11 protein-coding genes are annotated in these 13,447 nt (G+C 53.8%); 4 read left to right on the top strand and 7 right to left on the bottom strand.

The genetic code is table 11. The annotated features are described in order from the left end of the window. Entirely contained in the window at nt 1-4,356 is a 4,356-nt protein-coding gene (locus KP814_RS02720; RefSeq protein WP_216735308.1) for a Calx-beta domain-containing protein, read from the top strand. 52 nt (nt 4,357-4,408) lie between these two features. Here KP814_RS02720 and KP814_RS02725 read toward each other — a convergent pair whose 3' ends face one another. From KP814_RS02725 to udk, 4 genes are all read right to left on the bottom strand, one after another. Further along, nucleotides 4,409-5,152, bottom strand: coding sequence for a hypothetical protein (locus KP814_RS02725; protein ID WP_216735309.1), 744 nt, complete (start codon nt 5,150-5,152; stop codon nt 4,409-4,411). Then, entirely contained in the window at nt 5,139-6,071 is a 933-nt protein-coding gene (locus KP814_RS02730; protein ID WP_216735310.1) for a DUF692 family multinuclear iron-containing protein, read from the bottom strand. The genes KP814_RS02725 and KP814_RS02730 overlap by 14 nt, the downstream gene beginning before the upstream one ends. A 63-nt stretch (nt 6,072-6,134) precedes the next feature. Next, the gene (locus KP814_RS02735; RefSeq protein ID WP_216735311.1) at nt 6,135-6,497 is read right to left on the bottom strand and encodes a hypothetical protein; all 363 of its coding nucleotides are present in this window, start codon (nt 6,495-6,497) and stop codon (nt 6,135-6,137) included. Nucleotides 6,498-6,721: 224 nt separating this feature from the next. After that, a complete protein-coding gene (gene udk, locus KP814_RS02740; protein WP_011394096.1) occupies nt 6,722-7,348 on the bottom strand; it encodes a uridine kinase in 627 nt (208 codons plus the stop codon). A gap of 1,030 nt (nt 7,349-8,378) precedes the next feature. Between udk and KP814_RS02745 the strand changes: the two genes are divergently transcribed. From KP814_RS02745 to KP814_RS02755, 3 genes are all read left to right on the top strand, one after another. Continuing rightward, nucleotides 8,379-9,182: a rhodanese-like domain-containing protein gene (locus KP814_RS02745; RefSeq protein ID WP_216735312.1), complete on the top strand. Its 804-nt coding sequence runs from the start codon at nt 8,379-8,381 to the stop codon at nt 9,180-9,182. A 126-nt stretch (nt 9,183-9,308) separates the two neighbouring features. After that, nucleotides 9,309-10,625: a sulfite oxidase gene (locus KP814_RS02750; protein ID WP_216735313.1), complete on the top strand. Its 1,317-nt coding sequence runs from the start codon at nt 9,309-9,311 to the stop codon at nt 10,623-10,625. Nucleotides 10,626-10,780: 155 nt separating this feature from the next. Continuing rightward, the gene (locus tag KP814_RS02755; RefSeq protein ID WP_216735314.1) at nt 10,781-11,110 is read left to right on the top strand and encodes a hypothetical protein; all 330 of its coding nucleotides are present in this window, start codon (nt 10,781-10,783) and stop codon (nt 11,108-11,110) included. 28 nt (nt 11,111-11,138) lie between these two features. Here KP814_RS02755 and hypA read toward each other — a convergent pair whose 3' ends face one another. From hypA to KP814_RS02770, 3 genes are read right to left on the bottom strand one after another with little or no spacing between them, the layout of a single operon-like run. Then, nucleotides 11,139-11,480, bottom strand: coding sequence for a hydrogenase maturation nickel metallochaperone HypA (gene hypA, locus KP814_RS02760; protein ID WP_216735315.1), 342 nt, complete (start codon nt 11,478-11,480; stop codon nt 11,139-11,141). Continuing rightward, complete coding sequence (locus KP814_RS02765; protein ID WP_216735316.1) at nt 11,473-11,952, bottom strand: hydrogenase maturation protease; 480 nt, start codon at nt 11,950-11,952, stop codon at nt 11,473-11,475. The genes hypA and KP814_RS02765 overlap by 8 nt, the downstream gene beginning before the upstream one ends. Before the next feature lie 18 nt (nt 11,953-11,970). Then, nucleotides 11,971-13,443 (bottom strand): Ni/Fe hydrogenase subunit alpha, encoded by a 1,473-nt coding sequence (locus KP814_RS02770; protein ID WP_216735317.1) that lies wholly within the window; start codon nt 13,441-13,443, stop codon nt 11,971-11,973. Nucleotides 13,444-13,447 lie beyond the last annotated feature (4 nt).

Raw genomic sequence — 13,447 nt, forward strand, 5'->3', positions numbered from 1 at the left:
ATGCTTAAGAAATGCCTATCCTTTTTCTCATTATTGATATTACTGCTGTCGCTGTCCGCCTGCGGCGGCTCTTCCAGCTCGACGGACGACGCGCCGGCGACGACGGATGGCGGCGCGACGCCGACAGAACCGACAGACCCTACTGATCCCGGCTCGCCCACACCGGGCGGCGATTCGGGCGCAGCGCCTAAAGTCAGCGCCGGCGGCAACCAGTATGCCGACCCCAATGTCGTGCTGTCTCTCGCGGGAACGGCGGAAGCGCTGGAAGGCGCTGAAATCGTAAGCACTACCTGGACTCAGGTGTCCGGGCCGACGGTTTATCTGTCTACGCCTGGCAGCCTGAGCAATATGATTCTGGCCCCTGACGTCACTAAAACCCAGACCTTGAGCTTTAAGCTGACAGCAAAAGACACCAAGGGCAAAGAAAGTTCGGATACCGCCAGTATTGTGGTGGAGCCGCTCGCCAGTTTCGTGCGAGTGACTGGCTCCAGCGTTGATGAGGCGGCGGGTCAGGCGACTTTGAAACTGATCCTGAACCGAGCCTCCAATGCGCCGGTCACGGTGCAATACATGACCCAGGATGGCGCCGCCACCAGTGGCGAGGACTATGTCGCCGCTTCCGGCTCGGTCACCTTTGAGCCCGGCGAAACCGAGAAGACGATCGCCATTGAAATCATTGATGACGAAGATGAAGAAGCGGACGAGCCCTTTACCGTTCGTATTACCGCAACGGAAAACGGCGTGGTCGCCTCAGCCGTGGGCACAGTGGTCATTCGTAATGGAATGGATACCGCGCCGGAACTGAAAGAGCAGAATATCGCCTTTGTTACCGCCGGCCCCTTGAACGGTTTGGTTGGCGGCAGCCTCACTAATGTGATCGACGAGGAGGCGGCGCCAGGTTCGGGCGCCGTTTCTTATGCGACCGCTGACGAAAGTATCGCGACCGTGGATATTTCCTCTGGCGTGGTGCAACTAAAGTCCGCAGGCTCCACCGTGATTACCGCCGTCAAGGCGGCGGATTCTGAATACAAAGCCGCGCAGGCGACTTATACCGTTGTCGTGGAAAAGCGCCCTGGAGAGGTCACTTTCGCGACATCTGGGCCATACGCCGTCGCCTATGAGGATACCTTCACCAATATCGCTACAGGTATTGGCTCTGGCGAAGTACGCTATGCTTCCAGCAATCCGTCCGTCGCCAGCGTCACCTCTGGCGGCGTTGTGACGATTGTGGGCGTGGGCAGCGCCGTCATTACCTCCACGCAGCTGGCGGATGACGTCTATCTGGAGGCGACCGCCACCTACGCTATCGAAGCGGACAGAAAAAACCTGAGCCTGTCTTTCAAAGATGTTGGCCCTGTAGCGGGCGTCATTGGCGGAACCTATACCAACACTTTGTTGGGTAATAAAGGCTCTGGAGCGCTGAGCTATCTCAGCAACAATACCGAGGTCGCGACCGTGAACGCTGAGACCGGCCTTGTATCCTTCGTTGGCGAGGGCAATACGCATATTTCGGTAATCAGAGCGGACGACGGCCTCTACAAAGCGTCCACGGCTACTTACTCTGTTTCTGTAGGTAGAAAAATCCAGAGTATTGCCTTTGTAAATCCCGGGCCAGTGGAAGGCGTTTATGGGGAAACGGTTAGTAACCCCATCGAGGAAGGCGCTCCCGGCAGCGGCTCCGTAACCTATTCCTCCAGCAATACCTCTGTGGCGTCCGTTAATGTTGAAAGCGGCGTCGTACGACTCGTTGGCGCAGGCTCCGCTGTGATCACGGCGGAAAAGGCGGGCGATTCCGTCTACAGCAGCGCAATCGCCAAGTACACCCTGACTGTCAACAAGAAGGCTCAGACGCTTTCGTTAAGAAACCCAGGGCCTATCGAAACCAATGTTGGCAACATCGTGACCAATGGCGTGACTGTTGTTGAGGGCGGCTCCGGCGCCTTGTCCTATAGCGCTGATGCGGAAACGGCTATTGAACTGGACAGGGAAACCGGTGAAGTGCACGCCGTCAGCGTAGGCGAAGCCCAGATCACCGTCACCAAAGCCGGCGACGCTAACTATAACGCGGCTTCCGTTAGCTATAAGGTCATCGTTGGCAAAGGCGTGCAGACCATCGCCTTTACGACGCCAGGCCCTGTCGCGTCCACCTTTGGCGACACCTACACTAACGTCATTACCAGCGGGGCCCCAGGGTCTGGCGCTTTGACTTATGCTTCCAGCAATGAAGGCATTGCGACAATAAACAGCGCTACCGGCGAAGTGACAATGGTCGGCGTCGGCAGTGTAGTAATTACCGCCACCAAGGCGGCGGATGCGAATTATGAAAGCGCAGAGGCCAGCTACACCATCAATGTGGCGAAGAAGACGCCTGCCCTTACTTTTGGCAGCGCAGGTCCATTGAGCCTGACTATCGGAGAGACCCTGACCAATGCAGCCACCAGTACGTCTACTGGTGCAGTGACCTATAGCGTTGGTGATTCCGCCATTGCGTCAGTCGATGCGGAAAGCGGTCTTGTGACGGCGCTAGGTGTTGGAAGCACCTCTATTATGGCGACACAGGCGGGAGATACGAATCACAACGCCGCCAGCGCCAAATATTCGCTGAATGTCAGCAAGAAAACGCAAACTATCGTCTTCACGCAGCCAGGCCCTCTGGACGGCGTTTATGGCGATACGCTGACCAACGCCATTACAGAAGGCGCGCCAGGAACCGGCGCTCTTCTCTACGCTTCCAACAATACCAGCGTCGCGACGGTAAATAGCGAAACGGCTGTGGTGCAATTGGTAGGTGTTGGTACGGCGACGATCACCGCCACGAAGGAAGCGGACGCGACCTATGAAGCCGCCACCGCCAGCTATACGATTACCGTGGCTAAGAAGGACCAGGTTATTACGTTTGAAAACCCAGGGCCAATCTACACGATTGTTGGTGATGCGATAAATAACCCCGCTGGCACAGTTGAGGGGGGCGTGGGAGTTATTACATACAGCGTGGATAAGCCCAGCGTACTCGAACCTGGCTCCACCGCTGGCGTCTATAACGTGGTGGGAATGGGAGAGGCTGTAGTAACCGCGACCAAAGCTGGTGACGCTAATCATAATCCCGTCTCGCTGAAGTACTCTGTCTCCGCAATAAGCGGCACGGTGAAATTCGTAGCATTTTTAGGCGAAGTGGAAACGGAAGTAAGAGTGAGCTCTGATGTCCTTGACGCTTCCATTGGTGAACTCTCCCTCTTTAGCTCGACTGAAGCTGGATGCGATATTACTAATCCTAGTTTATGTGAAAACGCAACAACGACTTCTATCGCTGGCGTTAGTATCACAGAGCCGGTCGCCAGACTTGATAGGACTGCGTATTACTGGTTAATGAATGGAACGAGCCCCAGCTCCAGCGTAAAAATTGCTCAGGGTGAAGGCGAAACCGCGAGTGAATTTGAAACGGTGAATAGTGTTCTTCCTCAACGATTTAATCATCAAATTGTCGAGTTCAAAAACAAACTATGGCTGATTGGTGGGATGCAACCAGCAGGGGAGGTCAGCGAGCCTCAAAATGATGTTTGGAACTCTTCTGATGGCGTTTACTGGAGTAAAGTGGCGACGATTGGATCGGAAGGCCTAAGCGAGCACGATGTGGTAGTTTTTAACGACCAGATCATCGTCTACAACAACGCCAATATATGGTTCTCCACAGATGGCGTGACATGGAATAAGCGCGATACTGATGCGGAGTATGGAGTTAGAAAAGATCAGGGATATGTGGTGTTTCAGGGCGCGGTTTGGAGTGTCGGTCATGCTTCTGGAGATGATTTCCCTTCCATATGGAAAAGTATTGACGGCATAAACTGGCTCAATCAGGCCGATTTGGAGGGCATGTCATTACGGGGAGATTACAAGCTTGCCGTGATGAATGACAAGATCTGGATGGTAGCGGACGCTGCGGAGGGCAGTGTTCTCAAAAGCGATGTTTGGGAGACTCCCGACGGCGTTAATTGGACGCAAGTTTTGCCGGAAGGTGAAACGGCGTTCGGAGGCCGAATTTCCCACACATTGTTTGCCTATGATGGAAAACTCTGGGTGATTGGAGGTAGTGGGTCTGGGGTCATCTTTAACGACGTCTGGACATCTACGGACGGCAAGACATGGGTGTCTGACCCCAAGGCATCCGACTTTGATGCAAGATATGGGCATCAGTCACTACCTTTCGGAGGGCATTTATGGATATTCGGTGGGACTGTTGATTCTCTTAGCTTTTCCTCTCGTGTCGGCACTTGGCGCTCAGTAGATGCATTGGATTGGCGTCGTGTAGTGCGAGGCGCTTTCTCCTACCTGTCAGAAGGCGAACCCACGCCCATGTAATCCAAAGGATTGTCATGTTCAAGAAACGCCGGCCTCGCGCCGGCGTTTTCATTTAAACCAGACGCAAGGCCCGCTCGGAGACCAGCCTTTCCACCACACGAATTTTATGTGGGCCATTCTCTAACAGGCGATCAAGAGGCTGTGGCGCTGCGCATTGTTGTAGAACGTCTCTTTCCGTTGCGGTAGCGGCTCGCCAGTACTTTCTGACGCCGGGGGCCACCAGTACTGGATGGCTTCCTTCTGCGGCGGGCAGAGGCTGGTTCAACATCAGGGCGCAGAGTAGTTTTTCCGGCGCTGCGGGAAACTCGATTAATTGCGACATAGGCGCAATGACCACGGAAAAATTACGACAGCGATTACTGTTCGGCTCCATCGTGCTGACGGGGGAAAGTCGATACTCGTGAATCGCCTTCAGTGCGCTCTCGAACGTGGCCAGGGCCTGGAGCAGGGGATCCGCCGTATGCTCGCAGATGAAAGTTTTGAACGACATCGCCTCCGGTACAAAATAGAGCGAACGGCAGGGCGTCGCCCGCATATATTCCTCCACCAGCGCTTGTAACTGTAAACGTTCCAGCAGACGTAAGGTCAGTGGCGCTGCGATTTGCAGTCTGGCTTTACGCCACCATTTTTGTACATCGCAGGTTACCCGAAACCCTTTGGACAGACTGAGTTCATGCAGCCAGACGCGTTCCGCCTCATTTAAGTTCAGATGACTTAGATCGACCTCGCCAGAGCATGCGGAAGTGTGGGAATGAATCATCTCCACCATTGCAATTTGCAGATCATGTAACGGCATAGCGGCGCTCCTCTTTTACAGGCTGGCGATGACGCAACCAGATTTCCCGGGCTGTTTGCAGTTGTTGCTGAACGCCTCGTTCGCTGACGATATCCAACGCCTGCTCCAGCAACTCGTAAGTGATTGCATTGGCGTTAGGCGCACGCGGCAGAGTCCAGTCCAGCAACTCCCACACTGGCTGCGGCGTTTTGTCACTGTGTACGTCCAGTTGCAGGCCCTCATGGACAGCGCCGCCCGCTACGTGAATCTCGACCACCCGGCTCATGTCCAGGCGACTTAATGCTTCATAGACATCAAACCCAAAATTGATCGCGTTGCAGTAAAGGTTGTAGAGATCCAGCAAGAGACCGCAGGAGGTTCGTTCAGTGATGCGATTAAGGAATTCAATCTCGTCCATGCCGGCGTCATGGGGCATATTCGGGAGGTAATAAGTCGTGTTCTCCAATAGAAACGGGACCTGATAACGCTGCTGTATCGCTTCTATTCGCGGACAAATGATATTCAATGCTTCCTCCGTGAACGGCACGGGTAATTGCACGCCAGCGTGTAAGCCTGCGCCTTCAGCGGTGCGTATTTGCAGAAATCCCAGGTGTTCGCTGTGCCAGTGAAATGGCTGCACGTCCGCAAAGTCATCCAGAATACGGATGTAGTCTTGGTTCCAACCGCTGGCGGAGCCTATCGACAGACCGAGGCCATGCACGACGACAGGATACAGTCGACACCACTCGATGGCTGCGCTGAGCCGATCAGGGCTGAAGCCAGTGCGCCGTTGCGCGCCGTCCCAGTACTCCTGGCACAGAATGTCCGGACTGACTTCAATAAAGTCGATCACGTCCTCACAGCCGCGTAGAAGAGGAATAAACTCCGGCTGATAGTTAATGCCGACGCCCAACTTGGGCAAGGAAGGTAAAGCGTTCATGGCAAAGGCTCCGGCTGCTGTCCCGCCGGTCCGGCAGACCGGACCGGTTGAGTTAATTGGCGCTTATCCGCCGTAAAGAGTGACGTTGACAGGAATCTTGGACTGGATTTTGACAACAGGGTCCAGTCCCAGGCGCAGATCGAGACCGACCAACCCGCAGGTAGGGCAGCCTGACTGGTTCAGAATCTGTTCCAGAATATTCTGCAAGTCCCAGATGCTGACTTCGTACTGCGGATCGAATGAAGCGCTGACAGTTTTACGGTCGCGGGATACGCCACTGTCGTCCGCGGCGGAAGCGACGCCGGAAAGACTGGTGATAGAGGCTGCGCCAGTTACCAACGCGGCGTTACGAAGAAAGGTGCGGCGATCGCTTTCGCTGGCTTGTGGACGAGTGCTTGCGGATACGTCGTTAGTTGTGTCGGACATCGTGTCTCTCCTTTGCGGTTGTGTTGTCTGGCGGGGTCGGGCGAAAAACGGAAATTCCCGTTTAACAACCCCTGAAGACAGAGCTTAAATCCAGAGAGATGACTGAGCAGCGCAATGTGGCGCAAAGGAATTGTGAAATACTCACGTTTGAGACTTGCGAGAGGAAGACAAGTTTGGCGTTAGGACCCGTTGTCATCGTCAATGCAACAACGGGTCTTTGAAAATCAGGCGAGTAGCTGCTTGATGCGGGCCTTCAGCATCTCGATGGCGACGCGGTTTTTGCCGCCTTTGGGGACGATGATGTCAGCGTATTGTTTGGTGGGCTCTACAAACTCGAGAAACATGGGGCGGACAGTGGATTTGTACTGTTTGATGACCGATTCCATGGTTCTGCCACGCTCTTCTATATCACGCTGTAAACGTCTCAGCAGACAGATATCCAGGGGCGTGTCGACGAAAATACTGGTGTCCAGGCGACTGCGGATATTTTTATCCGACAGCAGCAGAATGCCTTCAATGATGATGACCCGACGCGGCTCCATGGAGATCGAGTCTTTGGCTCTGTTGTGCTCTTTGTAGTCATAGACCGGTACATCAATGGCGCGCTTTTCCTTGAGCTGGTCCATGTGACGCACCAACAGACCGTGGTCGAATGCGGAGGGATGATCGTAATTGGTCTTCAGCCTTTCCTCCATGGAAAGGTGAGTTTGGTCCTTGTAGTAAGAGTCTTCTTTGATAATGCCGATATGGTGGGCGCCAACTTCTTCTTTCAGTTCGTCATAGATTGTGACGGATAAAAGGCTCTTGCCGGATGCGGAGGCTCCGGTGATGCCAATAAAAATGGGAGACATGCAGGAAATATCCAAATGTGGTCAGACCCGCCTAGTTTAATGCGTTGCTCCTGAACTGTCATGAACAGGGTCAATATTCCTGCCAGATTCCTTGTTCTCTGGTCTATATGGCTTCTTGGCCTCCAGTAACTCCGCATCTTTTAAGTATTGGCCTAGCTCAAGACTAGAACTCTTGCTCGCATGTCCCGCCACCCTGGGCCAAATAACAACGATTTGGGGCGTAAATGGCCATAATTATCATTCAATTGAACTCCCTTACAATATCACTCCAAATACAGTTATCGAATTTGATTGTTCGAGCGATGTTGAAGCTGAGATATATGAAAAGGAAACTTCTAGTCAATAATATGCGCAAATACGCGGTGTAATTATCTCAATGACATTTATTTTTAATCATCGACGGCGATAATCAGCGTTAGCCATACATAAACAAAATCGCCTCTGATGTTGGGGGTTAGCCTGCGTCAGAGGCGCTTTTTTATTGTTGGGAATAAAGTGGGAAATTGATGAAAAACAGGCAGTAATGTAAAGAAATGTTTCAGAATTGATTTAAATGTTACTTAACAGCGTTAATCTCAATAAATTCTGTTATTTCAGTTGATCTGCACGCATCAATTGTTTTATTAATGTTCGCCACGAAGTATCACGTTAGATGACGCGGCTTCGCTTCTCTGCAATCATAACGGACGCGTGCAGCTCTGTGAGCGGCGCGCTTTTTATTAATGGAAAACGAGGATATAGATGGATTTGCCCATGGACAGAATACTCTCGACCTTGCCCCTGACCTGTTTCGCTCACTCAAGCTTCTCCAAATTGACCATTTAGTCCGTAAGGCTGTCTTGGACTCACTGCGGTTCGGATAATTTTCGGCGTTTTTGCTGTGCAGACGCAGAGTCTGCGCGGGTATTGCTACGCATGTGCGCCGCACCAACGCTTTGAGGAAAGCAAGCCTGACGATTCGCCTGTTCGCGCTTGATGTTTGCAAACATAAGTTCGGTATAAACAGCTTTATAACAAAGGACGTCATAAGATGTTTACATGTTCGCCACGCAATCTGGCATATATTGTATTTCTTCTTTTCACCCTCTCGGCCCATGCGGAAGAAGACGAGTTTCCCGGTCGTCGCCAATATCCGGCCGTAGATTTCATTGAACTCCAGGAGTTTTATCAGCAGCTGGCTGCTGGCGAAATTGTCGCCGTCGACGTAAGGACGGACTATGAGTACAACACGCTGCACATAAAGGGCGCTTTCAACGTCTCATACACATCCCATAACTTCGCGGAGGAAATGCAGGCGTTGCAGAAGCAGCATCCCGGCAAGAAGCTGGCGTTGTATTGCAACGGTAAAACCTGTCTCAAATCCTATAAAGCCGCCAGCAAATGCCGTAAATACGGCATTGAGAACGTCATCGTCTACGACGCAGGAGTGTTTGATTACGCCAAAGCGTACCCGCAAGACACCAACCTGTTTGGCGAAATCCTGGGCGATCCCGCTCGCCTCATCGGCAAGGACAAACTCAAGGCGCACACGATTACGGTGGCGGAGTTTGAAGATAAAATCGTCAAAACCGATGGCATTGTTCTGGATGTGCGCGACAAACAGCAAAGAGAAGGCATCGCCATCTTTTTCATGCGTGAAAAACGCGCGCCTTTGGATCGTCCGGATTTGATCGACCGTTACATCAATCAGGCGAAGAAACGCAACGTGCCTTTGTTGATCTACGATCAAGCGGGCAAGCAGATCCGATGGCTGCAGTACTATCTGGAGAAGCAGAACGTATCTTCCTACTACTTCATGGCCGGAGGAATCGACGAATACTATAAAACGCTTTAGGCGGACCAGACCGGCCGTGCGGAAAAGCCTGTCAGGCGCTTTCCGCGCCGCCTGAGCGTAAATGAGCGTCGTTTCCAATTTATAAAACCACCCTAGGCAAGGGACATAAAAAAGTGAGGAACCACCATGACGGATGATAAGAAAGAACGGGGGCTGTATGAGTTGTACGCGGATGATCCAGAGCGCGCGGACTATCTGGTGTTTGGGCGCCGCGCCCACTCTGATCGACGCGGCTTTCTGAAAGGCGCCGGCCTGGGCGCCATGGGGGCGATGCTGGGAATGGCGATTCCTTTTCATCGCAATTTCCCCTCCGGTCTGATACCGGCTGCGATGGCGGAAGACACGGAAATCGCCTTATTTGGCGGTAAAGACGGACTGACCTTGCTGAACGACCGTCCTATCAACGCGGAAACCCCCGCTCACCTGCTTGATGACGCTGTCACTCCCACCAGCCGGCATTTCGTCCGTAATAACGGCGTTGTGCCGGAGATCGCGCATCGCATGGATGCGTCTGACTGGAAGCTGACCATCGACGGTGAAGTTGAGAAAGTGCTGGAGCTGTCGTTGGATGAACTCAAGTCCAAGTTCAAACCGGTCACGCTGAAGCTGCAGTTGGAGTGTGGCGGTAATGGACGCGCGGCGTTCAATCCTCCGGCGAAGGGCAATCAGTGGACAGTGGGCGCTATCGGCAACGCCGAGTGGACAGGGGTGCGTTACGCGGATTTATTGAAGGCGGCGGGCGTCAAACCGTCAGCGATTTATACTGCGCATCACAGTCTGGACGGACACTTGTCCGGCGATCCCAGCAAAACCCCGATCTCCAGAGGCGTGCCTATTTCCAAGGCGATGGACCCTCACTCCATTATCGCCTATGCGATGAACGGCGAGCCTCTGCCGGCGCTGCATGGCTTTCCAGTGCGCACCATCTGTCCGGGTTGGCCGGGCTCCACCTCGCAAAAATGGCTGAGCCGAATTCAGTTGCGGGATGTGGTGCATGACGGCCCCAAAATGACTGGATCTTCCTATCGCGTGCCCAAATTCCCGGTGGCGCCCGGAACGCATGTTGCGGACGAGGACTACAAAATCATTGAGTCCATGCCGGTCAAGTCCCTGATCACCACGCCACAGACAAACCAGACCATCAAGACGCGCACTCTGAAAGTGCACGGCCATGCCTGGGCGGGGGATAACGTGGTCAAGCGCATGGATATCTCTTATGACTTCGGCGTCACCTGGGTGCAGGCGGATCTGAAAGCGCCACCCAATCCTTACTCCTGGCAGGAGTGGTATGCGGAAGTGACTTTCCCCACTCGCGGCTACTATGAAATCTGGGCCAGAGCCACGGATGACAAAGGCAACATGCAGCCTTTCGCTGTGAACTGGAATCCAAAAGGGTACCTGAACAACAGCATGCACCGTATTGCGGTGATCGTGGACGCTTGATCCGGGATAGTGGTTAGCGCCCAATCATGTTGGGATGCTGACGGAAGCGCCCTGGCTTTTCTCTCATTGGAAAGAAGAGCCAGCGGCGTGCTTGTGTAACCCTGGCTAACCCAGATATTTACGTCTTTAATCCTCCCTTAAAAAGAGGAAAAACCATGACAATAAAAACTCTGACTCCTCTCGTGTTCGCCAGCGCATTGAGCCTGACGACTTTTACAAGCGGCGCGGAGTCCCCATTCGGCGCCGACTGGCCGGAAGGCCCTGGATCGCAGGAAGCCGGCGCGTTGTGCGGCGCCTGTCATTCCCTGGCGCTGGTGAAACAGCAGGGGCTCAGCAAAGAAAGCTGGGATGAAGTGCTTACCTGGATGCAGGAAGAACAGGGAATGCCAGAACTCAATGCGGAATTACGCAGTCTGATTCTGGAGTACCTGTCGACGAACTTTAATCCGGAGACGCACGCCCAGCGTCGCAATAACGCGCCATGACGGCGCCCGTACAACGCCGGATTCAGGCTTATTCCACCTCTACGCCACGCACGCGTACTTCCATGCCGGCGGTGACTTGTACGCCAAACTTCCCGCAATGAACGCAGGGATCGTAGAGTTGGTGGAGTGGGGTGGCTTGGCGGCAGTGCGGGCATTGGCCTGCGCCGGGTATAGAGAGGTATTCCAGTGTGGCGTTTTCAACAACCGTGCCTTTGGCGACGGCGCTGAAGCAGAAGTCCATGGCGCTGGTCTCGACGTGCGATAGTTCGCCGATTTCCAGCACGATTTTGACGGCCCGCTGAAAGCCTTCCTTTGCCGCGCTGTCCTCAATCAGTTGCACGACGTTCTCCATGATCGACAACTCATGCATGACCGGGATGTTTCTCTTTGCTCTGCAACCAGCTCGCCAGATAGTCGAAAGCCTGATTGAGGTTGTGTTGCGCTTCTGGCGACAGCGCTTCTTCGAAGCGATCGAAAGCATACCCGCGAATGCCCATCAGGAAAGCTTCCGTGTCGGCGCTAAACAAGGTGCGGGACAAGGTCACTACTGCTTGCGGCGACAACACATGGCTGCTCATGGGGCACTCGTCGTCGGCTTCTATTTGCTGAAGAAAAAAAGGTTTGCCGCCGCGCAGGCTGGCGTCGATAAAGACGACCTGCTGATAACGACTTAGTTCCAAAGCGTCTTCCACCGTGAGCTGGTAGTTGGTTTCCACCGTCACGCCAGCAAGATTAAGTTCCGCAATGCGGTCCGCGCAGGCGGGTCCGAGCCCGTCATCCTGGCGGCCAGGATTGCCGTAACCAATCACCAGGGTGGATAGATTGATGTCCTTGGTCATCATTGTTGGGCTCCTTTGAACTCAGTCCGGGGGAATGCCCTGTCCCATATGCTGGCTGTTGCTGTGAACGAGCGTTCCGTCAGCATCGAACAGCTCCACGGTCAGGGGCATTTGCCCCAGAGCGTGGGTGGCGCAGGACAGGCAGGGGTCATAGGCGCGTACGGCGACTTCCACATGGTTCAGCATGCCCTCCGTGATGCGTTTCTTACCGCTCAGATATTTTTTCGCTACATCCGTAACGGCCCGGTTCATGCCGTTGTTGTTGTGAGTAGTGGAAACAATCAGGTTGCAGTAAGTGATCTGATCGTTTTTGTCGACTTTGTAGTGGTGGAATAAAGAGCCGCGCGGCGCTTCGATAACGCCGACGCCCTCTTCCCGGCGTTCTCCAGTGACTCGGAGATCAGCGCCTTGCAGGTCCGGGTCCAGCAGCAGCTCGTGAATCTTCTCCACGCAGTGCAGCACTTCGATCATCCGCGCCCAGTGATAGGCCAGGCTCATATGGTTGGGCTTATTGTGGGTCAACGCCCGGAATTCCTTATGCTCCGCGTTCGCCATGGGCGTATCGATAAAGGCGACATTATTCAGGCGGGACAAAGGGCCGACGCGATACCAGCCATCCAGCGCGCCGCGACTTTTTATGAAGGGAAATTTCATGTACGACCAGGGCCGCACTTCCTCCATGATGTAGTCATTAAAGTCCTGATAATTCACGTGATCGAAAATAATATTGCCAGCGGCGTCAGTGGCGCGCAGGCCGCCGTGATACAGGTCCAGCGCGCCGTCTTCGCGCACCAGGGACAAATGACTGGAGTTAAAGTTGGCGAACTGCTCCACCTGAGATAGGTGTTCAAGCGTGTACCGTTTGGCGACGTCCACCGCGCCTTTGGCCCAGACTTTCATCTGCTCAATGTCCTGCAACAACAGATCTCTTTCCTGCAGAGACAGATTTTTATTGATGCCGCCGGGGATTGCGCCGGTGCCGTGAATTTTCTTGCCGGCGGTATGCAGAATCACCTCTTGGCCGTATTTGCGCATCAGCACGCCCTGTTTGGCCAGATCGGGAAACTCTTTGATGACGTTGAAGATATTACGCTTGCCGCGAGGCGCGTCGAAACCAAATAACAGATCCGGCGAACTCAGGTGAAAGAAATGCAGCACGTTGCTTTGCATCACCTGACCGTAGTGCATCAAACGACGCATTTTCTCCGCTGTCGGCGGCAGTACGTCGGCGCCGACGATCACATCCATCGCCTTGGCGGCGGCGATGTGGTGGCTGACCGGGCAGATGCCGCAGAGACGCTGTACAATCACCGGCGCCTCCCATAACAGGCGTCCGCGAATGAAACGCTCAAAACCGCGAAACTCCACAATATGTAGGCGGGCCTCCGCCACATTGTTATCGTCATCCAGATGAATGGTGACCTTGCCGTGACCTTCCACGCGGGTGACAGGTTCTATTTCCACAATGCGGGTTTTGGGCTTATCAATATTCATCAGC

Origin of the sequence: Hahella sp. HN01 (assembly GCF_018986435.1) — a bacterium.
Classification (GTDB): Bacteria; Pseudomonadota; Gammaproteobacteria; order Pseudomonadales; family Oleiphilaceae; genus Hahella.